Genomic DNA, 25,615 nt, shown 5'->3' on the forward strand with positions numbered 1-25,615 from the left:
CGGACACCCCTTCTTCGCTATCGGATTTTAGCAGACCGCCTTCCGATGGAGCGGCCTGAAGTCACTAGACCGTGGCGGGCTGGTTTACGGCTTCGATCAGCGCCTTGGCGAAAGCGGGAATGTCGTCAGGCTTGCGGCTGGTGATGAAGTTGCCATCGACCACCACCTGTTCGTCGACCACGGTCGCGCCGGCGTTGCGCAAGTCGGTGCGGATCGAGGGCCAGCTGGTGACGGTGCGCCCCTTGACCACGTCAGCTTCGACCAGCAGCCACGGGCCGTGGCAGATCGCCGCGACCGGCTTGCCGCCTTGTGCGAATGCCTTGACCAGCGCGACCGCCTTTTCCTCGAGCCGCAGCTTGTCGGGGTTGATCTGGCCGCCGGGCAGCAGCAGCGCGTCGAAATCGTCGGCGCTGACCTCGTCGAGCGTCTTGTCGACCTTGACGCTCTTGCCCCAGTCGGTCTGATCCCAACCCTTGATCTCGCCCGATTGCGGACTGGCGACGGTGGTTTCGATGCCGGCATCTTCCAGTGCCTGCTTGGGATCGATCAATTCGGACTGCTCGAAACCGTCGGTTGCGAGGATGAGAACCTTCTTGGCCATGGGGAATCTCCTTGGATGGCGTTTGGGTGATCAATGAACGGCGGAAAACATTGGTTCCGCCTGTTCCGCTCGGCTCGCGGTGTTGCTAGGGCGTTCCGGCCATGGCCAAGCCGACCGACGATACCGACCCCTTCGACGCCATCGTCGACGCGCCGTTCGATGCCGCGCTGTCCGAGCGCTATCTCGTCTATGCGCTGTCGACGATCACCGCGCGTTCGTTGCCGGATTTGCGCGACGGCCTGAAGCCGGTGCACCGTCGCCTGCTGTGGGCGATGCGGCAGTTGAAGCTCGATCCCGCCAGCGCCTATAAAAAATCCGCGCGCGTGGTCGGCGATGTCATCGGTAAGTACCACCCGCATGGCGACCAGTCGGTCTATGACGCGATGGTGCGCCTCGCGCAGGATTGGTCGCTGCGCTATCCCCTGGTCGAGGGCCAGGGCAACTTCGGCAACATCGACGGCGATAACGCTGCCGCCTACCGCTACACCGAAGCGCGGCTGACCAAGACCGCGATCCAGCTGATGGCGGGGCTGGACGAAGGTACGGTGGAATACCATCCGACCTACAACGGTGAGGACGAGGAGCCGGAGATATTCCCCGGCATCTTCCCCAACCTCATGGCCAATGGCGCCACCGGCATCGCGGTGGGCATGGCGACCTCGATCCCCAGCCACAACGTCGCCGAGATCATCGACGCGACGCTGATGCTGATCGACAAGCCCGAAAGCACCCATGCCGAACTGATGCAGGTGTTTCAGGGGCCTGACTTCGCGACCGGCGGACTGGTGGTCGACAGCCCCGAGGCGATCAGCGCCGCCTACGAAAGCGGCAAGGGCGCTTTCCGCGTGCGCGGGCGCTTCTCGACCGGGCGCGTCGGGGAGGGTTGGGAAGAAACCGGCATCGAGAAGCTGGGCAGCGGCCAGTGGCAGCTGGTCATCTCCGAGATCCCGTACATGCTTGCCAAGGGCAAGCTGATCGAGCAGATCGCCGCGCTGATCGGCGATCGCAAGCTGCCGATCCTGGAAGACGTGCGCGACGAAAGCGACGAGACGATCCGCATCGTTCTCGTCCCCAAGAGCCGCAACGTCGATCCTGAACTGCTGAAGGAAAGCCTTTACCGGCTGACCGACCTCGAAAGCCGCTTCACGCTCAACCTCAACGTGCTGGACGCGCATCGCACGCCGGGTGTGCTAGGGTTGAAGCTGATGCTCCAGGAATGGGTGATCAGCCAGATCGACATCCTGCTGCGCCGCACCCGGCACCGGTTGGACAAGATTGCGGCGCGGCTGGAACTGGTCGCCGGCTACATCATCGCCTACCTCAATCTCGATCGCATCATCGAGATCATCCGCACCGAGGATGAACCCAAGCCGGTGATGATGGCCGAGTTCGAATTGACCGACCGCCAGGCCGAGGCGATCCTCAACATGCGGCTGCGTAGCTTGCGCAAGCTGGAGGAGATGGAGCTTCGCCGCGAGCACGAGGCCTTGCTCAAGGAGCAGGCCGACCTGCAGCAGCTGCTCGACAACCCGGCCCGCCAGCGCACCCGGCTGAAGCGCGATCTCAACACGTTGCGTAAGGACTATGCCGAGACAACCGTGCTGGGCCGCCGACGCACGACTATCGCGCAGGCCGCGCCGACCGTCGCCTTCAGCATGGACGCGATGATCGAGAAGGAGCCGGTGACGGTGATCCTGACGCAACGCGCCTGGGTGCGCGCCGCGCGCGGGCACGTGCCGCTTGGCCAAGATGGCAAAGGGAGCGACTTCAAGTACAAGGAAGGCGACGGCCCCGCCTTTGCGCTCCACGCGCAGACCACCGACAAGCTGCTGATCGCGCTCGACAACGGCCGCTTCTATACGATGGGCGCGGACAAGCTGCCCGGCGCACGCGGCTTCGGCGAGCCGATCCGCACGATGATCGACATCGATACCGAGGCGCAGATCATCGCGGTGATGGTCTACAGGCCCAAGACCCAGCTGCTGCTCGCGTCGAATGTCGGCCGCGGTTTCGCCGCCGAAGCCGACGAGCTGCTGGCCGAAACGCGCAAGGGTCGCGCGGTGATGACCACCAAGCCCGGCGCGCGGCTGGTTCTGGTGCGCGAGATCCCGCCCGAGCACGACCATGTCGCGGTGGTGGGCGACAACCGCAAGCTGCTCGTCTTCAGTCTCGCCGAGCTGCCGGTGCTGGCCAAGGGGCAGGGCGTCACCCTCCAGCGCTATCGCGACGGCGGCATGGCCGATGCGGTCACGCTCAAGCTGGAAGAAGGGCTATCCTGGACCATGGGCGGCGACAGCGGCCGCACGCGAGTGGAGAAGGACTTGCTGCCGTGGAAGGTCGCCCGCGGCGCCGCCGGGCGATTGCCACCGCAGGGCTTCCCGCGGGATAACAAGTTTTCAGGTTAGCCAGGCGAGCATGCGTACCGACGTCTTCGATACGGTCGGCAAGTCTTGAAGGCGGGGGCAGGTAGATGGATCGACAAAATGGCGAGCCGCGCAGATTGAAAGCGGCCGCAGCCACGGCGCGAGCGCTGCTAGTGGTATACATGGTGGCCGCTACTTTGATGATCGTCAGTTTCGCGCTGACGTTCAACATGCGCAGTTCACCGATGCTGGTCATGGGCGTGCTTGGCATGATCGTAATGATCACGGTCACCGTCATCTGCGTGTCCATGATCGCGGTGTCGGCATGGGTGTTTCTGGCTCATCGCCACCTGCGGACCAATGGCACGCCTGATCTGCGGTTCTCGCCAATTTGGGCGGTGCTATCGTTCTTCATTCCCGTCATCAATTTGTTCGTGCCATTCCAGGCGATGCGCGACTTGTACAATCGCAGCGCCGGAGAACCCGCGCATTTCGCAAACCAAAGTGTCTCGGACGTAAGTTCCTGGTGGACATGTTTCCTGGTTGGCAGTTCGATCCAGATGTTCAATCTGGGCAAGGCTTTGGTCCAGGCGGCGACGAACGTGATCTTCACGGCGCCACCTGCGGCGAACATGATCCTGACGCTCTTTGGTGAGTCCTTACTCTTGGGATCGGCGTTCTTTCTTCATCGCATCATTGGCGAAATAGCGCGATCGCAGATGGCGAATGTCGGGATTTACAAAGCATTCGCATGAGCCACCTTTTCTAACGTCACCCCGCCTCGACCTGCGGATGATGCGGCACCAGAATCAGCGTGCGGCCTTCGACCCGCCAACTGGCGAGGCGAGACAGCAGGTTCATGCCGATGACGTTGGCGTCGCCAAGGCCCGGTGCGACGACGGCGTCGAGGTCGCGCGCGACGACGCTGCCGAAGCGCAGTTCGTCGATAGTCGTCAGTTGCGCCTGGACGGTGCCGTTGGCAGTACGCATCATGATCGCCTGCGACATCGCCTTGGGCCTGAGCTGCCCCGCCTCGGCGGTGCTGGGCGAGATCGCGGTCAGGGTGGCGCCGGTATCGACCAGGAAGCGGCGGGTGGCGCCATTGACACTGGCCTTGATCCAGAAGTGGCCGTCACGGTCCATCGGCACGCGGGTCTCGCCGCCTTCGACCGTCTGCGCGGGCATGCCCAACTGGGGCAGGGCAAAGTCGGTGCCGGTGGTGAAGCGGGTGACTTGCGCAATCGTCAGCAGCAGCGCCGCGACCAGACCGAGGTTGCCGAGGCCGCGCACGAAGCCGCCCAGGAACGGCGAGGCACGGCGCAGCATGCCGCCCAGTGCCGCGACCAGGATCGATACGATCGCCAACGCCAGCAGCGGCTGCTGGATAAGGAATTCTAACAATCCGGGAGCGTCCACACGGGGTTCCTAATGCGGCGAAACGGGCCGTTCGCCATCGTCTGCTAGGTCAGGATTTCGTGCAGCATTTCAAGAACCCGTGCCCGATCGGGAAAGCCTTGCGCGATCCACCGGTCCTCCAGTTCGCGCAAGGTGCGCGCGACTTGCGGCCCGGCCTTCACGCCCTGGGCGACCACCTCGCCACCCTTGAGCGGGAACGACGGGATCTCCCACTCCGCTAGCGGTTCGGCCGATCGCGCCGTCAACAACAGCCGATCGAGCGCTTCGCTGCGACCGAGCCGGTAGGCAAGTTCGCGCGCCGGCGCCTCGTCCTCATCCCGCGCCGCAGCCAGCGCCAGCCGCTTCTTCTGTGCGCCCGACAGGCGGAAGCGAGCGGCGACACCCTCGGCCACCGCCGGGTCGGCCGGCAGCAACGCCGCCAGCCGCCGCAGCGCAGCCGGCGCGATGCCCTGCGCCCGCTCTTGCGCCACGAGGTCGACCAGGCTCTGCGGTTGCGCCTCGGGAAGGAACTGTGCGAGCACGCCGAGTTCCTGCATGCGGATGACGGTACCCGCCGGGTCGGGCAGGCCGAGCAGGTTCATCGTCTCCATGCCGATCCGCTCGCGCGAGAGGCCCTTCAAGGTGGACGCGAGATCGGCACACGCAGCCTCGGCTTCCTGGTCGGCGGGCTGCGCCCCAAAGCGCGCCTGGAACCGGAAATAGCGCAGGATCCGCAAGTGATCCTCGCGGATGCGTTCGCGGGCGTCGCCGATGAAGCGCACTCGCCGCGCCGCCAGATCGTCCAGGCCGCCGAACCAGTCGTGAATTTCGCGGGTGACCGGATCGGCATAGAGCGCGTTGATCGTGAAGTCGCGTCGCGCCGCATCCTCGCGCCAGTCGCTGGCGAAGGCGACGGTCGCGCGGCGGCCATCGGTGCTGACGTCGTGGCGCAGAGTGGTGATCTCGACCGGGCCACCCGGCAGGATGGCGGTCACGGTACCATGGGCGACACCGGTGGGAACGTTGCGGATGCCGGCCGCGTCGAGACGGGCGATGACATCATCGGGAACCAGCGCGGTCGCGACGTCGATGTCCTTTACCGCCAGCCCCAGCAGCGTATCGCGCACCGCGCCGCCGACATAGCGCATGGTGCCGGCGCCGAGCGCCTGTGACAGATCGGCCAGATCGGCACGCGCGGTCCACTCGACGGGAGGAAGTTCAGCCATGCCAGCGCAGCCGCCCGGCGAGATTGTGGAGGATGGCGGCAGTCACGCCCCAGATCTGATGACCCCGCCAGTCGACCTCGATGAAGGCGTGCGATCGGCCATCGTGCTCGATCGTCTTGCGCGCCTGATTGGCGGGATCGAGCACGAAGTCCACCGGCGCCTCGAACCACTGCGACACCTCAGCCGGGTTGGGATGGATCTCGATATCGGCGGGAACGATGCCGAGCACCGGTGTGATCTCATACCCCGAGCCGGTACGGTATTGATCGGTCGTGCCGATGACAGTGACATCGGCGGGTCTGATGCCAAGTTCTTCCCAGGCTTCGCGCAAGGCCGCCTCGGTCGGCGTTTCGCCGGGATCGATGCGGCCACCGGGGAACGCGATCTGGCCGGCGTGCGCGCGCATGTTGGACGGGCGATGGAGGAACAGCATGCCGGGCCGTTCGCGATCGGTCATCGCGATCAACACCGCGGCAGGCACGAAACGCTCGATCTCGTGGATGCGGGGATCCAGCCACAGCTGCGGCGGGGCGCCCGCGTGGCCGATCTTGAACAGCCGCTCGGTCCGTGCGGACAGCGTCGTCATGCCGGAACGAGCGGGAACGTCATGCCCTGGCTCGACACGGTGGTGCCGTCTCCGGCCAGCGCGATCTCGGCAAGCTGCGCCCAGGTGCTGCGGTTGAGACGCGCCTGCGTGCCATGTCGCACGTCGAGATAGATCGCCGGCGTATCCGAATCGCCGACGGCGTGGATCGGGTGTTCGGGGCCGGCGATCACCAGATCGTCGGTGTTGAGCAGGAACGCAAGGGCATCGCCGTCCTGTCGCACGTCGACCGCCACGAACGCCGCGTCCTCGACCTCGATCGCAAGCTTTTGCATCGGCGTGACCAGCCAGTGCTGGCCGTCCGCGTCGCGGATGAGCAGCGAGCCGAACGCACGGATCATTGCCGGACGCCGGATCTCGCCGCCCTGATGGAACCAGCGGCCATCGGCGGCGATGCGCATCTCGCTGTCGCCGATCGCTTCGGGCGCCCACTTGTCGAGCGGCGGCAGCTTGCGCGCGTCGACGAGTTCGGCGATCTGCGCCAGCGATAGTCCGGCGATTTCAGGTGGGGGTTCGTAAGGCATCGTCCGGTGCGATGCCAGACAAGTCTAGCGCAGCCAAGGGCCCAGCGTGCCACTGTCGGGCAGGATGGCGGGATTGTCGCACCGAACGAGCAGGCGACCCTGTTCGAACGGTCCGGGCAGACTCCATTCGCGCGTGTGTTCGTTGGTGAAGCCCCAGAAGCGACCGTAGTAATCGGCGTCACCGATCATCACCTGCGGCAGCGGCGCGCGATCGTCGATGCCGGCGAGGCTGGCGGTCACCAAAGCCTTGCCAAAGCCGTTGCCCTGATGCTCGGGCAGGACGGCGACGGGGCCGACCATGATCATCGGATGCGGCTTGCCGGCGGCGTCGGTCAGTGCGACCGGCCAGCACTGGATCGTACCGACAAGCATCTCGGCCTCGTCGAGCGCCGCGAAACTCAGCGCGGGCAGCCAGTCCATGTCTTCGCGCACCTTGTAGGCGGTGCGTGCGTGACGATCCGTTCCAAAGGCACGGTCGAGTACTTCCTCGACGATGGCGGGATCTACGTTGTCGAGTGGGATGATCGCGGGGTCGGACATAGCGTCGCGCGGATAGGAGGCGGCGCGGGCATTGTCGATGATAAACCACAAGCCGCCCGCTATTGCCGGGAACGATCGCCGCGCGGGGTCGTCTTGGCATCGTGCGGCGATTGCGTCCCGGGCGCCAGTGCCGGTATGGGACGCGCCAGCAAGACAAGGATTATCGCGTGAGTGACGAAGTCGAATGGTGGGAATACGAAGATGCGGCCGAGATGGCGACGGCAGTCGCCGGCGATATCGGCTTCATCATCGAAAGCGCGATCGATGCGCGCGGCGCGGCGGTGATCGCGCTTGCCGGTGGCAAGACGCCGATCCCGATCTATGAGGCGCTCTCGGCCACCAAGCTCGATTGGAAGCGCGTTACGATCGTGCCGGGCGACGAGCGTATCGTGCCCCTCGGTGACCCGCTCAGCAACGTCACCGCGCTGGCCAAGTTCTTCCTGCCCAAGGGCGCGCGGGTCATGCCGATCGTTCCAAATGCGATCGCTGACTACAAGGCGGCGGGACGTTCGGCCGATGCGCTGATGCAGGATCTGCACTGGCCGCTCGACTTGTGCCTGCTGGGCGTTGGCGGTGATGGCCACACCGCGTCGATCTTTCCGGGACCGGACTTCGACGAAGCCGTCGCAGGGCCGAAGGAGCGCCGCGCTCTGGGCGTGATGCCCGATCCGATGCCCGCCGACGCGCCGGTTGCGCGCGTGACGCTCAGCCTGGCCGCGATCACCTCGGCCCGCGCGCTGATGATCGCGGTGACCGGTGACGAAAAGCGCGCCGTGATCGAAGCTGCAATCAAGCAGGGGCCCGGATCCAAGTATCCGATCGGTCGCGCTCTGGCTGGCACGGAGCTTCCGGTGGATATCCACTGGGCACCGGCCTGACAGATGGGTTGACGCAGGATCGGTCGGAGCGCCTCATCGCGGCGTCCCGGCCGATTCTTGATGCGGTTACGCCGGTGCTTGCGGCGTCAGTTTGAGCAAGCGGCCGGCACCGTCCTCCTTGCCGTCTTCCAGGATCCATACGGCGCCATCGGGCGCTTGCTCGATCTCGCGGATGCGGTGTTGCACGGGGGTGCGCGACACCTCGCGGGCCTTCTCGCCGTCGAAGGCCACGCGCACCAGAACGTTGGGGTTCATGCCCCCGACCAGCGCTTGGCCTTGCCAGCTTGGGAATGCGTTGCCCGAATAGATGATGAAATCGCCCGGCGCGATGACCGGGTTCCAGCTGATCGCAGGTGCGGCCAGATCGGGCCGGGTGTCGTGACGCGGGATCGCGCGACCATCGTAATGATCGCCGTTCGAGACCAGCGGCCAGCCATAGTTCCGGCCCGGCTTGACCAGGTTGATCTCGTCACCACCGGCGGGCCCGTGCTCCATGTCCCACAAACGGCCTTGCGCATCGAAGGCGAGGCCGAGGACGTTGCGGTGGCCATAGCTCCAGATCTGATCGGCGGGCGAACCCTTGGCGGCAAAGGGATTGCCCGCCGCCGGCGTGCCATCGAGGTTGAGGCGAAGGACCTTGCCGAGATTGGTGTTCAGGTCTTGCGCCGGTGTGAATTTCTGCCGCTCGCCCGAAGACAGGAACAGATACCTGCCGTCGGGCGAGAAGGCGATGCGGTGCGAATAGTGGCCTTGCCCCTCCACCTTTGGCGTCTGGCGCCAGATCACCTTGAGATCCTGCAGCGAACACGCGAGGGCGGAAGGGCAGGCGAGGGTGGCCCGACCCAGCACGGCGCCGCGCGTGGTCCCAGTGCCGGCTTCGGCCCAGCTGAGATAGATCGTGCGTCCATCGAGAGACGCGCTCTTCGCCCTCTGCCCCGGCGCGAACACCACATCGCCCAGGCCGCCCTGGCCGCCATAGGCCACCTTGGGCAACCCGCCGACCTGGCCGAGGCGTCCATCCGGGAGGCGGAATTTCATCGTCCCGCGCTGTTCGGTGACGAGGAGGATGCCGGTGCCTTCGTCGAAGTCCATCGCCCATGGCTTGTCGAACTGCGCCACGACTTCGGTGCGAAAGCCGCCGTCCGCTTTCGCGGTTTCGGCGGCCTTTTCCCCGACCGATGCGTCGGCGCAGCTTGCGACGGCGATGCCGAGAGGGGATATCAGGGCGAGCAGGCGTCCAGAGCCGATAAAGAAGTTCATGCCCTTGGTAACGCACAATTCTCCGTCGGTTCCCGTCGCCTGGCATCCGGGCGCCGATTATGTGGTCGGCGTCGACGAAGCGGGGCGCGGTCCGCTGGCCGGTCCGGTGGTCGCTGCCGCAGTGGTGTTGTGCAAGCCGCGGCCGGCCAACCTCGACGATTCCAAGAAGCTGACCCGCGACAGGCGCGCCAGCCTGGAAGCCAGCATCAAGCGGCGCTGCCGCTGGGCGGTGGGTGTGGTCGACGTCGATGATATCGACCGGCTCAACATTTTCGGCGCGACGATGCTGGCGATGACGCTGGCGGTGCAGGCCTTGTGCGAGCAGCTGGGCGTCGCACCGCGCGAGGTGCTGATCGACGGTAATCTCACGCCTGCCGGCCGTCGCCCCGAATGGTGCTGGCAGGCGCGGCCGATCGTCGGCGGCGATGCGATCGAGCCATGTATCTCGGCGGCCTCGATCATCGCCAAGGAGCATCGCGACCGGCTGATGCGTGAACTGGCAAGCGCGCACCCGCATTATGGCTGGGAACGCAACGCCGGCTATGGCACGCCAGAGCACCTCGCCGCGTTGCGCCGGCATGGTGCGACCGCTCATCATCGGCGCAGCTTCTCGCCGGTGGCGCAACTGCAACTCGATCTGGAGACACTGTCATGAGCGGGTTCACGGCCAGGGACGTCCCTTCGCAGGCGGGCAGATGCATCGTCGTCACCGGCGCCAACACCGGCATCGGCTTCGAGGCGGCCAAGGTGCTGGCGGCGCGCGGTGCACGCGTGCTGCTGGCGTGTCGCAACAAGGACAAGGCGGACGAGGCGATCACCCGTATTCGGGCGGAGACCCCGCGCGCCGACCTCGCGTTCGTGCCGCTCGATCAGGCCGACCTCGCCAGCGTGCGGGACGCGGCGGAGATCATCGGCTGGGAACCCAGGGTCGACGTACTGCTCAACAATGCCGGGGTGATGCTGCCGCCGTTGACTCGCACGACGCAAGGACACGAGCTGCAATTCGGCGTCAATCACCTCGGTTGCTTCGCCCTGACCGGATTGCTGCTCGACAAGCTGGCGCAGACGCCGGGTTCGCGTGTGGTCGTCACCTCCAGCTTGGCGCATCGGCGCGGCAAGATCGACTGGGCGGATATCGACGCGCACGCCAGCTACAGCCGCAGCCAGCGCTACGGCGACAGCAAGCTGATGAACCTGCTGTTCGCGCTGGAACTCGATCGCCGGTTGCGCGGGGCGGGTTCACCGGTGACGGCGATCGCATGCCACCCCGGCATCGCCTCGACCGAGCTGGCGCGCCACTTGCCGGCGGTCGCACGGCTGGCATGGCCGCTGTTCGCGCTGGTGCTCAACAACGCGGCGCAAGGCGCGTGGCCGGCATTGCAGGCGGCGACCCAGCCCGGCGTGACGCCCGGTGCCTACCTTGGGCCGCAACACCGGGGCGGGGCGGCGGGACCGTCCGGCCTGGCGCCCGCGAGCGCGCAGGCCCGCGATCCCATTCTCGGTCGCCGGCTGTGGGATCTCTCGGTCGCGTTGACCGGCGTCGATCCGGGCCTGCCTCCCGCATAATTTTACGGGCGCGGCGAGGCACAACATCTAGAGTCTATCGGATCGGGCGGGACTCATCATCTGGTGTCAGACTCGTTCTGTTCCAAACTGAACGCCAGCGTTTCCGGCGAGTCGCGACTTGACGCAGCCTTGGAAAAGACTCACCCTGACCGCTGATCAGGGTGGTGGAGCGCGCATGGGACAAGTCTTGTTGAAGGAGCGGATGCGGGTCAGAACGCCTGCTCCCACCCCGCGCGAACTGTTGCCGCTGGGGCAGATCCTGGATGGTGACTGCATCGCCGCCATGCGTTCGCTGCCCGATGCCTGCGTCGACATGGTCTTCGCCGATCCGCCGTATAACCTGCAACTGGGCGGCGATCTCTCGCGTCCGGACGGCAGCCATGTCGATGCCGTCACCGACGCATGGGACAAGTTCGACAGCTTCGCCACCTACGATCGGTTCACGCGCGAGTGGCTGGCCGAAGCGCGCCGCGTGCTCAAGCCCACCGGATCGCTGTGGGTCATCGGATCGTACCACAACATCTATCGCGTCGGGGCGAGCCTGCAGGATGCCGGCTTCTGGATCCTGAACGACATCGTCTGGCGCAAGGCCAACCCGATGCCCAATTTCAAGGGTACGCGCTTCACCAACGCCCACGAAACGCTGATCTGGGCCTCGATGGGCGAAAAGGCGAAGTACACCTTCAACTACACGGCGATGAAGACGCTGAACGACGAACTGCAGATGCGCTCGGACTGGGTGCTGCCGATCTGCGGTGGGCCGGAACGTCTGCGCAAGGAAGGGCACAAAGTCCATCCGACCCAAAAGCCCGAAGCGTTGCTGTATCGCGTGATGCTCGCCACGACGCATAAGGGCGACGTCGTGCTCGATCCCTTCTTTGGTACCGGCACCACCGGCGCCGTCGCCAAGCGGCTGGGGCGCGAGTGGATCGGTTGCGAGCGCGAGAGCGGCTATCGCGACGCCGCGCTGGAACGCATCGAACTGGCGCTGCCGCTGGACGAAAGCGCGCTCAAGATCATGCAGAGCAAGCGGGCCGCGCCGAAGGTGGCGTTCGGCACTTTGGTCGAAACCGGCTGGATCGCCCCGGGTGCCGTTCTGTCGGACCGCAAGAAGCGCTTCTACGCCACCGTGCGCGCCGATGGATCGCTGCTGGGCGAGAGCGGCCACGGCTCGATCCATGCGCTGGGCGCCGCGCTACAAGGGGCGCCGTCCTGCAATGGCTGGACGTTCTGGCACCTCGAGCATGAAGGCGAGGTCAAGCCGATCGATGCCGTGCGCCAGCTTTACCTGCTGGCGACCGAGCCTTGATCTGCCACGCTCGCCCTCGCGCATGAGCAGATTGTACCTGCGCCCGATCGCGCTCGCCGATAGTCCGCAAAGCGAACATGGCGAGGCGGTGCGCTTGGGTGGTTCGATGGTGTGGGCAAGCCGCTTTGCGCTGATCGTGCGCGAGCGGGCACGGGTTACCGCGCGCGAGCGGCTTTCGGTGTCGGAGATTCCGTCGGCGATTGCTGCACTGCCCGATGCGCTCGGCCGGCAGGCGGAGGCGCAATGGTCGGCACTGCGCAAGGTCCATGCGCCGCTCGCCTGCGGACCGCGCACGATCCGCCTCGACCAGCCGCAGGTCATGGGCATCCTCAATGTGACCCCGGACAGTTTCTCGGACGGCGGGCAGTTCCTCGAGGATCCGCAAGTCGCCGGCGCTCACGCCGCCTCGATGCTGGAGGCGGGCGCGGCGCTGATCGACGTCGGGGGTGAATCCACCCGGCCGGGCGCGGCCGCGGTGTGGGAGGGTGACGAACTCAAGCGCGTGATTCCGGCAGTCGAGCGCATCGCCGCGATGGGCGCGGCGGTGAGTGTCGACACACGCAGACCGGCGGTCATGGAAGCGGCCCTGGCTGCCGGCGCGCACGTGATCAATGACGTGTCGGCGTTGCGGTTCGACCCGCGCAGCCTGGAATTCGCGGCATCGTCGGGCGCACCCGTGGTCTTGATGCACGCGCCGGGTTCGGGTGACGATCTGCATGCCGAAGCGAGTTACGACGATGTCGTACTCGACGTGTTCGACTGGCTGGCGCAGCGGCGCGACGCGGCCATTGCCGCGGGGGTGGCGGCGGATCGCATCATCCTCGACCCCGGCATCGGCTTTGGCAAGTCGGTGGCGAGCAACCTGGCGCTGATGAACGCGCTGCCGCTGTTCCACGCGCTGGGACAGCCGCTGCTGGTCGGGGCCAGCCGCAAGCGGATGGTCGGCGCCCTGTCGAACGAGGCGCCCGCACACCTGCGGCTGGGTGGTTCGCTCGCGCTGGCGATCAAGGCGGTCGATGCCGGCGTCCACCTGCTGCGCGTGCACGACGTGTTCGAAACGGTGCAGGCGGTGCGCGTCTGGCGCGGATTGCGCGATGCGGCGCTGACGGACTTCGCCCAACTGCCCTGATGGGCCCGCGCAACTCGACTTCTCGAACTGTCGCATCGAGGTGGCGTCCTGTCCAAAACTGCCGACCCATTGCTACAGTCGATCGTTCCCTCGACAATCGTTCGGAAGCGCGAGTGCTCCGGTAGATGAGGAGATCGACATGAAGCCAGCAACCATGATCGCGGTGGCCGCGCTCATCGCTGCACCAACCGCTGCGATGGCCGTGCCCACGCTATACGAGCAGCAACTGGCACAGCGCGAGGAAGCGCGCGTCATCCGTGCTCCGATCGCCGGTGTCCGCAACAGCCGCTGGTTCGATTACCGCACGAACGTCAGCGAGACGCAAAAAGAACTCGCCAGCGACCTTCGCCGTTCGAGCGACATCGAAGATAGACGCGACGCCTGGGAGGAATACGGCCATGAACTGCGTCATGAACGCGTCAGCTATGTGAACGCCATGGCTAAGAAGGGCTATCGCATCCCGCGTGTCTATGTCGGCAGCTGATGATCCGGCGGTATGACGCGGCCCTCGGACGCACCATCATAGGCCGACTGGTGAACGCGGTCGCGATCGTTGCGCGCTGGTAGCGATCGCCCGACCCTCGCAGGTGTCGCGCCATTTCATGCAGAGCTTCGTCACGCGGCGTTGTCGATGCCCAGTTCGCTCAGCTTGCGGTAGAGCGTGGACCGACCGATGCCGAGCCGGCGTGCGACTTCGGTCATGCGACCGCGATACAGACCTATCGCAAGGCGGATGACGTCTGCCTCGATCTCTTCGAGCGGGCGCAAGTTGCCGTCCGCCGTATAGAGCATCACCCCTGAACTCGATTGCATCGACGAGGTCGCCGCGTTGGATTGCGTGGGGCCGAGGATGTTGAGAAGCTGCGGGAAATCTTCGGCGGTCAACGCGTCGCCATCGCAGAACACCGCGGCCCGAAACAGCACGGCCTGAAGCTGCCGCACGTTGCCCGGCCAGTCGTACGCGGCCAGAAGCGCCAGTGCGCCGTCGGTGATGCCCAGGGCGCGCAAGCCCGGCTGCTCACCGATGCGCGCCAGAAAGTGCCGCGAAAGCGCGGGTATGTCACCCACCCGCTCGCGCAGGGACGACAGCACGACGGTCACCTGCGACAGGGCTTCGTGCAGTTCGGGAAGGAACAGGCCTTCCTCGACCAGTTCCTTTAGCGGCACATTGCTGGCCGCGATCAGGCGGACGTCGACCCGGAAGCTGTGGCGGACGCCGATGGGGCGCACGTCGCCGCGCTTCACCGATTCCAGCAGCCGCTCCTGCACGTTCAGAGGCAGCCGATCGATATCGTCGAGCGCGAGCGTGGCGCCATCACAGTGCTGCAACGCGCCGATCTGTCGGTCGAACGCGCCGGGGAAGGCGCCTTTCTCATGCCCGAACAGCACCGACTCTATGGCGTTGGCCGGAGTGCCGCCGACGTTGACGATCCGCAACGGCAGACGTGAGCGGGGGCTGGCGGCGTGCATCGCGCGGATCAGCATCTCCTTGCCCGAGCCGCTCTCCCCCTCGATCAGCACCGGGCCATGACCACGGGCGGCCTTTGCGGCGACGGCGAGCGCCTTGCGGAAGGTCGGTGTCGCCCCGATCATCGATTCGAAATCCGGCGGCGACGCCATCTTCTCAGTCATTGGCGCCAGTTCGTCGCGCGGCGCTTCCAGCGTGGTCGCCGCCCGCAACGCCTGCATCAGCTGATCGGGCGCGACCGGTTTTACCAAATAATCGGTGGCGCCGGCCCGCATCGCCTCGACCGCGAGCAAGGGCGAGGTGCTGGCGGTCAGCATCAGGATCGGCAAAGCCGGGCGGCGCGCCTTGAGCTCGGCGATCAGCGCGCAGGCATCGTCGCCCGGAACCCACTGGTCGAGAATTATGGCGCTGAGCTGCATACCCTGGCGGGTGCCAAGCGTGGCAATGGCGGTCTCGGCATCGCGCGCGATGATCGTGCGCCAGCCCTCTCGCGAGGCGAGCGCCGAGATCAGCCGGCACTGCGCGGGCTCATCGTCGATCAACATCAGGAGACGAGGTTCGAAATCCGCCATGGTCGTTTGCGTCTATGCCCTCGGTCTCGGTTGTCTGCCCCGAGGTCTTCATAGCCGGCACGGGTAAAGACGGACTTAAGCGCCAGATGCTTTCACATCGCCCGCTTCAGGAGGGGCTTGAGCCGGCAGATGCGGGCGGCTAGAGCCGGATGGACAATTCTTGCAACGGGGATCCTGCATGGCACCGACTAACGACTTGAAGAACGCCACCTCGACCTACGGCGGCTTCCTGACGATGGTGAAGTACGGCACCATCGCCGTCGTACTGGTGGCGGCATTCGTCGTCATGTTGATCGCCAGCTGATCTCCGCCGACATGGGCTCAGCGCCCGCCCGGCGCGATTTCGCCATCCTGCGAGAGCGCGCGGCCGCAGAGACGCGCGTTGCCGCTACCCCCGAGACGGTGCGCAAGCTGATCGCGCTTGGCGCACGGGTCCGCGTGGAAAGTGGTGCCGGCGAGGCTGCGGCCATCGCTGACGACGACTATGGCGCCGCCGGAGCCGAGGTCGGGCCGCTGGTGCAGGTGCTGAGCGGTGCGGATGTCGTGCTTGGCGTGCAGGGCCCGGATGCGGCTCTGCTGGAAGGTGTCGCTTCGGGCGCCTGGGTGGTCGCGACGTTCGATCCCTTTGGCCAGCGCGCGCGGCTCGATGCCTACGCGGCGGCGGGACTCGAGGCGCTGGCGATGGAGTTCATGCCGCGCATCACGCGGGCGCAATCGATGGACGTGCTTTCCAGCCAGTCCAACCTGGCCGGTTACAAGGCGGTGATCGCGGCCGCCGACCTGTATGGCCGGGCCTTCCCGATGATGATGACGGCAGCGGGCACCATCAGCGCCACCAAGGTCTTCGTCATGGGCGTGGGTGTCGCAGGGTTGCAGGCGATCGCGACCGCGCGTCGTCTGGGTGCGCAGGTGTCCGCAACGGATGTGCGTGCCGCGACGCGTGAACAGATCCAGTCGCTCGGCGCGAAACCGATATTCGTCGAGGCTGTAGCCGGGATCGAAGGCGAGGGCAGCGGTGGCTATGCGACCGAGATGTCGCCGGAATACCAGCAGGCCCAGGCCGAACTCGTGTCCGCGCACATCGCCAAGCAGGACATCGTCATCACCACCGCGCTGATTCCCGGTCGGCCGGCGCCGCGTCTGGTAACGGACGCGCAAGTCGCGACGATGAAGCGCGGCAGCGTGATCTTCGATCTGGCCGCTCCACAAGGCTGCAACGTCGAGGGGACCGTCGCCGATCAGGTGATCGAGCGGCATGGCGTGAAGATCATCGGCTTTTCGAACACGCCGGCGCATCTGCCTGCCGATGCCTCGGCGCTGTATGCCCGCAACCTCCTGAACTTCGTGACCGCCTTTTGGGACAAGGATGCCGGGGGGCCTGTTCTCGATGCCGAGATCGGCGATGCGATCCGGCTGACCCAGGGCGGCAGGATCGTCAATCCCAGGCTGCTGGATTGAACGTCCCGGCCAGAGATGCGCGCGCGTCGCGTCGTACGATGGTGGTTGCCCCTCCGATGAGTGGAAGGTCGACATGGGACTTCTGAATGCGACGACGGCTTCGCCGAACCAGTTCATCGAGAAGCACGGACACGCGGTCATCGATGGCGAAAGCGTCGAACTTGCTTTCAAGACCACGCGCGACTGGATAGCCTTCACATCCTGGCGGGTGATCCACGTCAACGTGCAAGGCATCACCGGCAGCAAGAAGCAGTATCTCTCGATCCCGTATCGGTCGATCAATGCGTTTGCGATCGAGAGCGCGGGTACGTTCGATCTCGATGCCGAGATCAAGATTTTCCTGTCGGGGCATCCGCCGATCCAGTTCAAGATCGGTCGTGACATCGATGTAACCGCCTTGCAGCTGCTGCTTGCTCAAAAGTTGGACCGATAATGGACTTCATCGCGATCCTGTCGATCTTCGTCATGGCCTGCTTCGTGGGCTATTACGTCGTCTGGTCGGTCACCCCGGCGCTGCATACGCCGCTGATGGCGGTGACCAATGCGATCTCCTCGGTCATCATCGTCGGCGCACTGGTGGCGAGTGCCGCGGCCGGATCGCCGGTCGCCAAGTGGCTGGGCCTTGCCGCGGTGGTGCTGGCGAGCGTCAACATCTTCGGCGGCTTCGCCGTCACCGCTCGGATGCTGGCGATGTACAAGAAAAAGGATCGCAAGTGAGCTTCGTGGGGCCGCTGGAAACGACACCGTCGATGGCGCAGGTCATGCCGATCGAGCATGCGGTGAACCCCTGGGTGGCGTTCGCGTACCTGGCTTCGGGAGTGCTCTTCATTCTCGCCCTGCGCGGCCTGTCTTCTCCGGCGACGTCGCGGACCGGCAACCGCTTCGGCATGGCGGGCATGTTGATCGCGGTCGTTACCACGCTGGTGACGCACCTGCCGTATGCCGTCTCAACGCCGCCATGCCCCATCCTGGGCGACTGCTCGGTGGCGGAACGGGTCTTCGACACCATGACCGTCGCAGAGATCCTGGCGGCCATCGTGATCGGCGCGGTGATCGGCCTGGTGACCGCACGTCGCATCCGAATGACGGCGATGCCGCAACTTGTCGCCGCGTTCCACTCGCTGGTCGGCCTTGCCGCGGTGCTGGTCGGGATCGCCGCGTACTTCAATCCAGAAGCGTTCGGCATCCTCAATGCCACCGGGACCGACATCCTCGCGCAAAGCCGGGTCGAGATGGGCCTGGGCGTCGCGATCGGTGCGATCACGTTCTCCGGCTCGGTCATCGCCTTTGCCAAGTTGAACGGCAACATGGGTGGTTCGCCGATCCTGCTACCGGGTCGCCATGTCATCAACCTGGGATTGCTCGGCCTGATCCTCGTGCTGATCGCCTTGTTTCATTGGGATACGCCGGCGCTCTTCTGGGGGATCGTGATCCTGAGTTTCGCGATCGGCTTCCTGCTGATCATTCCGATCGGCGGCGCGGACATGCCGGTCGTCGTCTCGATGCTGAACAGCTACTCGGGCTGGGCGGCGGCGGCGATGGGCTTCACGCTGCACAACACCGCGATGATCATCACCGGCGCGCTGGTCGGATCATCGGGTGCGATCCTGAGCTACATCATGTGCAAGGCGATGAACCGCAGCTTCATTTCGGTCATCGCCGGCGGGTTCGGCGCGGAAGCGGGTGCCGGCGCCGGCGGCGGCGCTGCCAAGACCGACCGCCCGTGGAAGCGCGGCTCGGCCGAGGACGCGGCGTTCCTGATGAAGGAGGCCGAAACCGTCATCATCATCCCGGGCTACGGCATGGCGGTGGCGCAGGCGCAGCACGTCCTGCGTGAAATGGGCGATCAGTTGAAGAAGCACGGCGTGGGCGTGAAATACGCGATCCATCCCGTTGCCGGGCGTATGCCGGGACACATGAACGTGCTGCTGGCCGAGGCCAACGTGCCGTATGACGATGTGTTCGAACTGGAAGACATCAACGGCGAATTCGCCCAGGCCGACGTCGCCTTCATCATCGGCGCCAACGATGTGGTGAACCCCGCGGCGAAGACCGACAAATCGTCGCCCATCTATGGCATGCCGGTGTTCGACGTCGAGAAGGCCAAGACGATCTTCTTCATCAAGCGCTCGATGGGCGGGCAGGGGTATGCCGGCGTCGACAACGACGTGTTCTACATGGACCAGACGATGATGCTGCTCGCCGACGCCAAGAAGATGGTCGAGGACATCAACAAAGCATTGGCCGACTGAGACACTCCAACTGCGCGCGCGGGGTGGACGCGGCTCGCCTCGCCGGGCTACGGCTGCACGAAAGCCCCCTGCTGCACGACTGGAAGGAACCCTCTTGCGCAAGATCGGCCTGATCGGCGGCCTCAGCTGGTATTCGACGAAGACGTACTACGATCACATCCAGAACGGCGTGCAGGCGCGCATGGGTAAGCAGGCGAGCGCACCGATGGTGATCGACAGCCTCGATTCCGCCAGCCTGATGCGCCTCTCCACGGCCGAGGATTGGGGCCGCGCCGCGGCGCAACTGGCGGAATCGGCGCGACGGTTGGAAGACGCGGGCGCGACCGCGATCCTCATCGGCGCCAATTCCATGCACAAGGTCTATGATCAGGTCGCGGCGGCGGTCTCGGTGCCGATCCTGCACATCGCCGAGTGCGTGGCGCAGCGCATGGTCGACAAGGGGGCCAAAAAAGCGGCGCTGCTGGGCACCCGTAACGTGATGCTGGAAAGCTTCTATCGCCAGAAGCTGATCACGCGCGATATCGAATTGCTGCCCCCCAACATGCTGCGGGTCGAGCTGCTCGATCGCATAATCTACGACGAACTGCTGCTGGGCAAGGCGAGTCGCCAGTCCGAACGCGAACTCAAGTCGATGATCACGATGCTAGAGCAGGAGGGCGCCGAAGCGATCGTCCTTGGCTGCACCGAGTTGGAGATGATCGTCGATGTCGACGCGAATGTCCTGCCGATCTTCGACTGCACCGCCATCCATGCCGAACATGCGGTGGAGTGGATCCTGGGATGAGCCGTACCATCTCCTCCGACCTCGCTCCTTATGCGACCGATTGGACCCGCTCGCGCGGGCGCGAATTCGGCCAGGAAGACGCGCTGTCTCGGGGCCCGCGAACACCCTATCAACGTGATCGCGATCGGATCATCCATTCGATTGCGTTTCGCCGCCTGCGCTACAAGACCCAGGTGTTCATCGCTCCCGATGGCGATCATTACCGCGTCCGGCTGACCCACAGCCTCGAAGTCGCGCAGATCGCCAGGGTGATCGCGCGCAGCCTGGGTCTGGACGAGGATCTCACCGAGGCGTTGGCTCTGGCGCATGATATCGGGCACGCGCCTTTCGGCCACGCAGGCGAGGATGCGCTGAACCGTGCGCTGCACGAGCACGGTGGGTTCGAACACAATGCCCAGACGCTGCGCACGCTCATGCGCATCGAATCCCCATATTGCGAGCATGACGGGTTGAACCTGACGTGGGAGACGCTGGAGGGGCTGGCGAAGCATAACGGCCCGGTCGCCAGCCCCGGCTGGGCGCTGACCGAACTCAATGCCGCCGTGTCGATGGATCTGGCGACCTGGCCCTCACTGGAGGCGCAAGTGGCGGCGTTGTCGGACGACATCGCCTATGACAATCACGATATCGACGACGGCTTGCGGGCCGGGTTCCTCGACCTCGACGAAGTGCTGGCGCACCCATTCGTTGCGGATCACTGGCGCGAGGTGGAGCGCCGCTATCCCGAGGCTCCGCGCGACCGCCAGGTCTCCGAACTGATCCGCAGCCAGATCGGCTTCATGGTCAACGACTTGTTGGCCGAGACCGGCAGGCGCGTGGCCGGGTTGGCGAGCGTGGACGACGTGCGCGCTGCCGGCCGCGCGACGGCGGCGTTCTCCGATGAACTGGCGCAGCAGGAACGCGCCTTCAAGCGCTTCATGTACGAAAAACTGTATTACCATCCCGAGCAGGTCGAGACCTCGCGTCGGGCGAGGGCGGTCGTTGCGGAATTGTTCAGCGCCTACGCGCAGCAGCCGGTCCTGATGGACGAGGAATGGATCGACGGACTACCGCGTCACGAACCCGGCCGGAGCCGCCATATCGCCGATTACATCGCCGGGATGACCGATCGCTTCGCCATCGCCCGCCATGCCGACATCTACGGAGTCACGCCAGAAGGCCTGCGTAACGTCTGATCGCCGAGCAAGCGTGATGGCGGGTGGTTGATCCGGACCGGATCAGCGACCCGGCCACATCGCCAGGAAGGCATCGACGCTGGCTTCGAGATCCTGGCGGCTGGCCCCGCTTTGCGCCTTGACCGACAGGCCCTGCAACACAGTGGTGACACAGCTGCCCAAGGCTTTGGGATCGATGCCGTCCGGAAAATCGCCTTCCGCTTTCGCTCGCGCCAGCCGATTCACCAGCGCCACTTCCGACGAAGCGCGCCTGGCGCAGACATGCTCGCGGATCGACTCCGCTTCAGAGCAGCCGACCACGGTCGCGATCACGCCAAGGCACCCCTGGGGATCGCTGCCGCCGCAATGGGTCTTCAAGGCGCCACGCAGCAGGTATTCCGCCACTGCCTTGCCCGTCGGTTCTTCAAGCGCCCTGCCGATATAGGCCAGCTTGTCGCGCTCGTAGAGGTCGAGCGCCTTGCGGAACAGCGCCTCCTTGTTACCGAAACACGCGTAGAGGCTGGGCTTGGTGATGCCCATCGCTTCGGTGAGTTCGCTCATCGAAGCGCCTTCGTAGCCGTTCTGCCAGAATACGCGCAAAGCCGCGGCGAGTGCCTGCTCCGGATCGAACTCGCGCGGGCGACCGCGGACGGCAGTGGATGCGGAACATTTCATACCGGACGGTATGTAGTGAGGCATAAGCGTTACGTCCAGCTTCGAGCATTGATCTTCACGGGTTTTCGTATCGTGATGGTGGCCGTTCACGAAGTTTGAAGCTAAGCCCGTAGGTCCTGACGTCGGTTGCGCACTCGTGCCAGGACTAACGAAATAGCAGTTCGTCAATAAGAAGCGGTGAACGATGGAGCCTGACACACTCTCGCAGCAGGACGGCTACGACTTTCTCAAAGGTGATGGAGAGATCGCGCGGCGGATCGCCTGGCACGATTGGGGCGCAACGCCGATCGGTTCGATCGATACCTGGCCGCGCAGCCTTACCGCGACGCTCGGTTTCATGCTCGGTAGCCCGGTGCCGATCGTCCTGTTGTGGGGCGAGGACGGCGTCATGATCTACAACGATGCCTATTCGATGTTCGCGGGCGGTCGCAATTCGACGCTGCTGGGGTCCAATGTCCGTGAAGGCTGGGGCGAGATCGCGGACTTCAACGACAACGTCATGCGGGTGGGATTGGCCGGCGGCACGCTGAGCTATCGCGACCATGAGCTCACTTTGTGGCGCGACGGCCAGCCCGAGCAGGTCTGGATGAACCTGGACTACTCCCCGGTTCTGGGCGACGATGGCAAACCGGCCGGCGTGATCGCGATCGTGGTGGAAACCAGCGAAGGCGTGCGCACGCGCCGCGCGTTGGAGCAGAACGAGGCGCGGCTGCGCTTCCTCGATGATCTCGGCCAGGCTGTCGACGGGCAGCGCGAAGCGAGCGAAGTGCTTGCGATCACCACGCGGATGACCGCGCAGCACCTTGGCGTCAGCAGCTGCGCCTATGCCGATATGGACGACGATCAGGACGGCTTCACGATCCGCGGCGACTGGCATGAACCCGGATCGGCCTCGATCGTCGGCCACTACAGCCTTGCCGATTTCGGCCACTCGGCGGTGAAGGAACTGCGTGCGGGCCGGTCATTGGTCATCTCGGACATCCCCGCCGAGCTCGCAACTGCTTCCGCCGATCATTACGGCAGCATCGGCATTCGCGCGGTGATCTGTGTTCCACTCATCAAGGAAGGCCGTCTCACGGCGCTGATGGCGATCCAGCACCGCGAAGCGCGAGCCTGGTCGGATTACGACCTGACCATCGTGCGCGAGGTGACCGACCGTTCGTGGGCGCACATCCAGCGCGTCGGCGCCGAAGGCGTACTGCGTGACCGCGAGGCCTACAATCGCCAGATTCTCGATGGTGCCGTCGACTATGGCATCGTCGCGGCCGACATGGGCGGCCATGTCACCTTGTGGAACCGCGGCGCTACCGAGATGCTGGGCTGGACGGAGGAGGAGATGCTCGGACGACCGATCGCCTTGTTCTTCACCCCCGAGGATCGCGTGCTGGGCAGGCCCGAGGCGAAGCGGCGCGAGGCGCTGGAAAGCGGGCGCGCGCACGATGCGCGCTGGCATCTGCGAAAATCCGGCGAGCGATTTTGGGGGCTGAGCGAGATGGCGCCCTTGCGCGACGCACAAGGCCAGGCGATCGGCTTCGTCAAGCTGATGCGCGATCATACGCTTGAGTACGAGGCGCAGGAAGCGCTTCGCCATAGCGAGGAGCGCTTGCAGCGGGCCCAGGAAGCGGGTGGCGTGGGCCTGTTCTCGCTCGACACCCTGACCGATGTGATCAGTGCGACCGACGAGTTCTGCCGGATCTTCGGGATCGAGCCACAATCCGAACTCAACGCCGCCGATGTCGAGCAGTTGGTGGTGATGGACGATCGCATGCTCGCGTCCAATCGCGACGTCAGGGCATCGGGCTTGGGCCTTTTGGATATCGAGTATCGCATCCACCGCGCCGACACCGGCGCCGAACGCACGATCGCCAGGAGGGCGGACTACGAATACGATGACGAAGGGCGACCGATCCGCCTCGTCGGCGTCGTTCAGGACGTCACCGATCGCCTGCGGATCCAGCGCGCGCTGGAAAAGAGTGAAGCGCAGTTCACCGCGCTGGCGCAGAACATGCCGAACCAGGTTTGGACGGCGCGCGCAGATGGCGGCATCGATTGGTTCAACGACCAGTTCTATGCCTACTGCGGCGCGGCGCGCGGCAGTCTGACCGGAGTGGACTGGACCCGCCAGCTACATCCCGACGATGTCGCAACGACGATGGAGCGATGGAACGCATCGCTAAGCTCGGGAGAGGCTTTCGAAACCGAGTTCCGGCTTCGCAACGGCGAAGACCATTATTGCTGGCATCTGGCACGCGCGCAGCCGCTCACCGATGCGCGTGGTCAGATCAGTGCCTGGGTCGGCACGAACACGCAGATCGAGGCGCAAAAACAGGCGGAGGCGGAGAGCGCGCGTGACCGCGAGCGATTGTGGACCAGCAGCCAGGATCTGATGCTGGTGTGTGATTACGAAGGCCTGATCACCGGCGTCAATCCCTCTGCCAAGCGCATGCTCGGCTGGTCCGCTGCCCAGATGGTGGGTCATAAATTGGGCGAGTTCCTCCATCCCGACGATGTGGCGGCGACGGACAGGGAAATGGCGTCGCTCGGCCAGGGCGAGACCACCTTCGCTTTTGAAAACCGCTACCGAACCAGCGACGGCGGTTATCGCCTGATCGCGTGGACCGCGGTTCCCGCCGATGGTCGCATCCACGCCATCGGTCGCGACATTACCGATCAGCGGGAGGTCGAGGAGGCGTTGCGCCAAAGCCAGAAGATGGAGGCGGTCGGTCAGCTTACCGGGGGCATCGCCCACGATTTCAACAACCTGCTGCAGGGGATCACCGGCAGCCTCGACATCATGCAAAGCCGCCTCGCCAAAGGTCGCACCGATGATCTGGGCAAGTGGCTGGAGGGCGCGCGCGGATCGGCCGAGCGCGCCGCCGCGCTGACCCATCGCCTGCTCGCCTTCTCTCGACGGCAACCACTCGACCCGCGCCCGGTGCCCGCCAATCCGCTGATCTCCTCCATGGAAGATCTGCTCGAACGCACGCTGGACGAGAAGATCGCGTTGCATCTTAAGCTGGCGGACGATCTGTGGCTGACCCGGTGCGATCCCAACCAGTTGGAGAGCGCGATCCTCAACCTGGCGATCAACGCACGCGACGCGATGCCGGATGGCGGCGATTTGACGATCGAGACATCGAACGTGCGGTTCGACAACGCCTTGATCGCGTATCAGCATGACGTTCAGCCCGGCCATTACGTCTGCATCAGCGTTCGTGATACCGGTACCGGGATGAGCCGGGAAACGATCGCCCGCGCCTTCGAGCCGTTCTTCACCACCAAGCCAACGGGGCAGGGGACCGGGCTGGGACTGTCGATGATCTATGGTTTCGCTCGCCAGTCGGAAGGGCATGCGGTCATCGATTCAGTACCGGACGAAGGCACCGCCATTCATCTCTACCTGCCGCGCTATCGCGGCGAGCAAGCCATCGACGAGGAGGGTGCGGGGCCGGAAGCGGCACTGGGCACCGATGCGGGCGAAGTTGTGCTCGTCGTGGAAGACGAGCCGGTGGTGCGTGGCCTGATCGTAGAGGTGCTGAACGATTTGGGCTACCGAGCGATAGAAGCCTGCGACGGTCCGGAAGGGCTGGCGGTGCTGCAGGCGCCGGGGCGGATCGATCTGTTGGTGACCGACATCGGGCTTCCTGGACTGAACGGTCGGCAGGTCGCGGATGCCGCAAGGCTGGGCCGTCCCGACCTGAAAGTGTTGTTCATGACCGGCTATGCCGAGAATGCCGCGCAGGCTTCCGGCTTTCTGGAGCCGGGCATGGCGCTTATCACCAAGCCGTTTGCCATGGACGTTCTTGCGGCCAGGATACGCGAGATCATCGAAGGCTGAGGCAGCCGTTCACCGTGGT

The 25,615-nt window shown here is 65.2% G+C and carries 25 protein-coding genes; 16 read left to right on the forward strand and 9 right to left on the reverse strand.

What is annotated here, in order from left to right; all coding sequences use genetic code 11:
• Positions 1-64 precede the first annotated feature (64 nt).
• A complete protein-coding gene (locus ACXJ1Z_RS14835; RefSeq protein ID WP_463777664.1) occupies positions 65-601 on the reverse strand; it encodes a type 1 glutamine amidotransferase domain-containing protein in 537 nt (178 codons plus the stop codon).
• A gap of 101 nt (positions 602-702) precedes the next feature.
• Here ACXJ1Z_RS14835 and parC point away from each other — a divergent pair, with 101 nt between their 5' ends.
• Entirely contained in the window at positions 703-3,006 is a 2,304-nt protein-coding gene (gene parC / locus ACXJ1Z_RS14840; RefSeq protein ID WP_463777665.1) for a DNA topoisomerase IV subunit A, read from the forward strand.
• A 140-nt stretch (positions 3,007-3,146) separates the two neighbouring features.
• Positions 3,147-3,719, forward strand: coding sequence for a DUF4328 domain-containing protein (locus ACXJ1Z_RS14845; RefSeq protein WP_463777667.1), 573 nt, complete (start codon positions 3,147-3,149; stop codon positions 3,717-3,719).
• Positions 3,720-3,735: 16 nt separating this feature from the next.
• Here ACXJ1Z_RS14845 and ACXJ1Z_RS14850 read toward each other — a convergent pair whose 3' ends face one another.
• Genes ACXJ1Z_RS14850 through ACXJ1Z_RS14870 form a run of 5 tightly spaced genes read right to left on the reverse strand, consistent with a single transcriptional unit; the run spans position 3,736 to position 7,253 of the window.
• Positions 3,736-4,365 carry a retropepsin-like aspartic protease family protein gene (locus tag ACXJ1Z_RS14850; RefSeq protein WP_463777668.1) on the reverse strand — a complete coding sequence of 210 codons (630 nt, stop codon included), beginning with the start codon at positions 4,363-4,365 and terminating at the stop codon, positions 3,736-3,738.
• A 59-nt stretch (positions 4,366-4,424) separates the two neighbouring features.
• Positions 4,425-5,585, reverse strand: a complete 1,161-nt coding sequence (locus ACXJ1Z_RS14855; protein ID WP_463777670.1) for a CCA tRNA nucleotidyltransferase — start codon at positions 5,583-5,585, stop codon at positions 4,425-4,427.
• Positions 5,578-6,171: a CoA pyrophosphatase gene (locus ACXJ1Z_RS14860; protein WP_463777672.1), complete on the reverse strand. Its 594-nt coding sequence runs from the start codon at positions 6,169-6,171 to the stop codon at positions 5,578-5,580. Before ACXJ1Z_RS14860 ends, ACXJ1Z_RS14855 begins: the two co-directional genes overlap by 8 nt.
• On the reverse strand, positions 6,168-6,713 hold the full coding sequence (locus tag ACXJ1Z_RS14865) for a DUF1285 domain-containing protein (RefSeq protein WP_463777673.1): 546 nt from the start codon (positions 6,711-6,713) through the stop codon (positions 6,168-6,170). The genes ACXJ1Z_RS14860 and ACXJ1Z_RS14865 overlap by 4 nt, the downstream gene beginning before the upstream one ends.
• 24 nt (positions 6,714-6,737) lie before the next feature.
• Positions 6,738-7,253 carry a GNAT family N-acetyltransferase gene (locus ACXJ1Z_RS14870; protein WP_463781266.1) on the reverse strand — a complete coding sequence of 172 codons (516 nt, stop codon included), beginning with the start codon at positions 7,251-7,253 and terminating at the stop codon, positions 6,738-6,740.
• Between the two features lie 167 nt (positions 7,254-7,420).
• On the opposite strand from ACXJ1Z_RS14870, the gene pgl reads away from it, so the two are divergent.
• Positions 7,421-8,131, forward strand: coding sequence for a 6-phosphogluconolactonase (gene pgl, locus ACXJ1Z_RS14875; RefSeq protein ID WP_463777675.1), 711 nt, complete (start codon positions 7,421-7,423; stop codon positions 8,129-8,131).
• Between the two features lie 66 nt (positions 8,132-8,197).
• Here pgl and ACXJ1Z_RS14880 read toward each other — a convergent pair whose 3' ends face one another.
• Positions 8,198-9,391 carry a PQQ-dependent sugar dehydrogenase gene (locus tag ACXJ1Z_RS14880; protein WP_463777676.1) on the reverse strand — a complete coding sequence of 398 codons (1,194 nt, stop codon included), beginning with the start codon at positions 9,389-9,391 and terminating at the stop codon, positions 8,198-8,200.
• Between ACXJ1Z_RS14880 and rnhB the strand changes: the two genes are divergently transcribed.
• From rnhB to ACXJ1Z_RS14905, 5 genes are all read left to right on the forward strand, one after another.
• On the forward strand, positions 9,390-10,046 hold the full coding sequence (gene rnhB, locus ACXJ1Z_RS14885; RefSeq protein ID WP_463777677.1) for a ribonuclease HII: 657 nt from the start codon (positions 9,390-9,392) through the stop codon (positions 10,044-10,046). The two genes, ACXJ1Z_RS14880 and rnhB, sit on opposite strands and share 2 nt — an antisense overlap.
• Positions 10,043-10,957 carry an oxidoreductase gene (locus ACXJ1Z_RS14890; protein WP_463777679.1) on the forward strand — a complete coding sequence of 305 codons (915 nt, stop codon included), beginning with the start codon at positions 10,043-10,045 and terminating at the stop codon, positions 10,955-10,957. Before rnhB ends, ACXJ1Z_RS14890 begins: the two co-directional genes overlap by 4 nt.
• Before the next feature lie 175 nt (positions 10,958-11,132).
• The gene (locus tag ACXJ1Z_RS14895) at positions 11,133-12,266 is read left to right on the forward strand and encodes a site-specific DNA-methyltransferase (protein WP_463777681.1); all 1,134 of its coding nucleotides are present in this window, start codon (positions 11,133-11,135) and stop codon (positions 12,264-12,266) included.
• A 22-nt stretch (positions 12,267-12,288) separates the two neighbouring features.
• Positions 12,289-13,395 carry a dihydropteroate synthase gene (folP, locus tag ACXJ1Z_RS14900; protein WP_463777683.1) on the forward strand — a complete coding sequence of 369 codons (1,107 nt, stop codon included), beginning with the start codon at positions 12,289-12,291 and terminating at the stop codon, positions 13,393-13,395.
• A gap of 139 nt (positions 13,396-13,534) precedes the next feature.
• On the forward strand, positions 13,535-13,879 hold the full coding sequence (locus ACXJ1Z_RS14905; RefSeq protein ID WP_463777685.1) for a hypothetical protein: 345 nt from the start codon (positions 13,535-13,537) through the stop codon (positions 13,877-13,879).
• A 131-nt stretch (positions 13,880-14,010) separates the two neighbouring features.
• On the opposite strand, the gene ACXJ1Z_RS14910 is transcribed toward ACXJ1Z_RS14905, so the two are convergent.
• Positions 14,011-15,435, reverse strand: a complete 1,425-nt coding sequence (locus ACXJ1Z_RS14910) for a sigma-54-dependent transcriptional regulator (RefSeq protein WP_463777686.1) — start codon at positions 15,433-15,435, stop codon at positions 14,011-14,013.
• A gap of 178 nt (positions 15,436-15,613) precedes the next feature.
• On the opposite strand from ACXJ1Z_RS14910, the gene ACXJ1Z_RS14915 reads away from it, so the two are divergent.
• The 7 genes from ACXJ1Z_RS14915 to ACXJ1Z_RS14945 all read left to right on the forward strand — a co-directional run bounded on the left by ACXJ1Z_RS14915 (position 15,614) and on the right by ACXJ1Z_RS14945 (position 21,104).
• Positions 15,614-15,739: an aa3-type cytochrome c oxidase subunit IV gene (locus tag ACXJ1Z_RS14915; RefSeq protein WP_463777688.1), complete on the forward strand. Its 126-nt coding sequence runs from the start codon at positions 15,614-15,616 to the stop codon at positions 15,737-15,739.
• An 11-nt stretch (positions 15,740-15,750) separates the two neighbouring features.
• A complete protein-coding gene (locus ACXJ1Z_RS14920) occupies positions 15,751-16,893 on the forward strand; it encodes an NAD(P) transhydrogenase subunit alpha (protein ID WP_463777689.1) in 1,143 nt (380 codons plus the stop codon).
• Between the two features lie 73 nt (positions 16,894-16,966).
• Positions 16,967-17,326, forward strand: coding sequence for a PH domain-containing protein (locus ACXJ1Z_RS14925; protein WP_463777692.1), 360 nt, complete (start codon positions 16,967-16,969; stop codon positions 17,324-17,326).
• A complete protein-coding gene (locus tag ACXJ1Z_RS14930; protein WP_463777693.1) occupies positions 17,326-17,610 on the forward strand; it encodes an NAD(P) transhydrogenase subunit alpha part 2 in 285 nt (94 codons plus the stop codon). The genes ACXJ1Z_RS14925 and ACXJ1Z_RS14930 overlap by 1 nt, the downstream gene beginning before the upstream one ends.
• Positions 17,611-17,654: 44 nt before the next feature.
• Positions 17,655-19,145 (forward strand): NAD(P)(+) transhydrogenase (Re/Si-specific) subunit beta, encoded by a 1,491-nt coding sequence (locus ACXJ1Z_RS14935; protein WP_463781267.1) that lies wholly within the window; start codon positions 17,655-17,657, stop codon positions 19,143-19,145.
• A gap of 94 nt (positions 19,146-19,239) precedes the next feature.
• Positions 19,240-19,929, forward strand: a complete 690-nt coding sequence (locus ACXJ1Z_RS14940; protein WP_463777696.1) for an aspartate/glutamate racemase family protein — start codon at positions 19,240-19,242, stop codon at positions 19,927-19,929.
• Complete coding sequence (locus ACXJ1Z_RS14945; RefSeq protein ID WP_463777698.1) at positions 19,926-21,104, forward strand: deoxyguanosinetriphosphate triphosphohydrolase; 1,179 nt, start codon at positions 19,926-19,928, stop codon at positions 21,102-21,104. The genes ACXJ1Z_RS14940 and ACXJ1Z_RS14945 overlap by 4 nt, the downstream gene beginning before the upstream one ends.
• Before the next feature lie 42 nt (positions 21,105-21,146).
• On the opposite strand, the gene ACXJ1Z_RS14950 is transcribed toward ACXJ1Z_RS14945, so the two are convergent.
• Entirely contained in the window at positions 21,147-21,758 is a 612-nt protein-coding gene (locus ACXJ1Z_RS14950; protein ID WP_463777699.1) for a TetR/AcrR family transcriptional regulator, read from the reverse strand.
• 184 nt (positions 21,759-21,942) lie between these two features.
• Between ACXJ1Z_RS14950 and ACXJ1Z_RS14955 the strand changes: the two genes are divergently transcribed.
• Positions 21,943-25,596 carry a PAS domain S-box protein gene (locus ACXJ1Z_RS14955; RefSeq protein WP_463777701.1) on the forward strand — a complete coding sequence of 1,218 codons (3,654 nt, stop codon included), beginning with the start codon at positions 21,943-21,945 and terminating at the stop codon, positions 25,594-25,596.
• Positions 25,597-25,615: the final 19 nt, after the last annotated feature.

The organism is Novosphingobium sp. TK46, assembly GCF_055361525.1.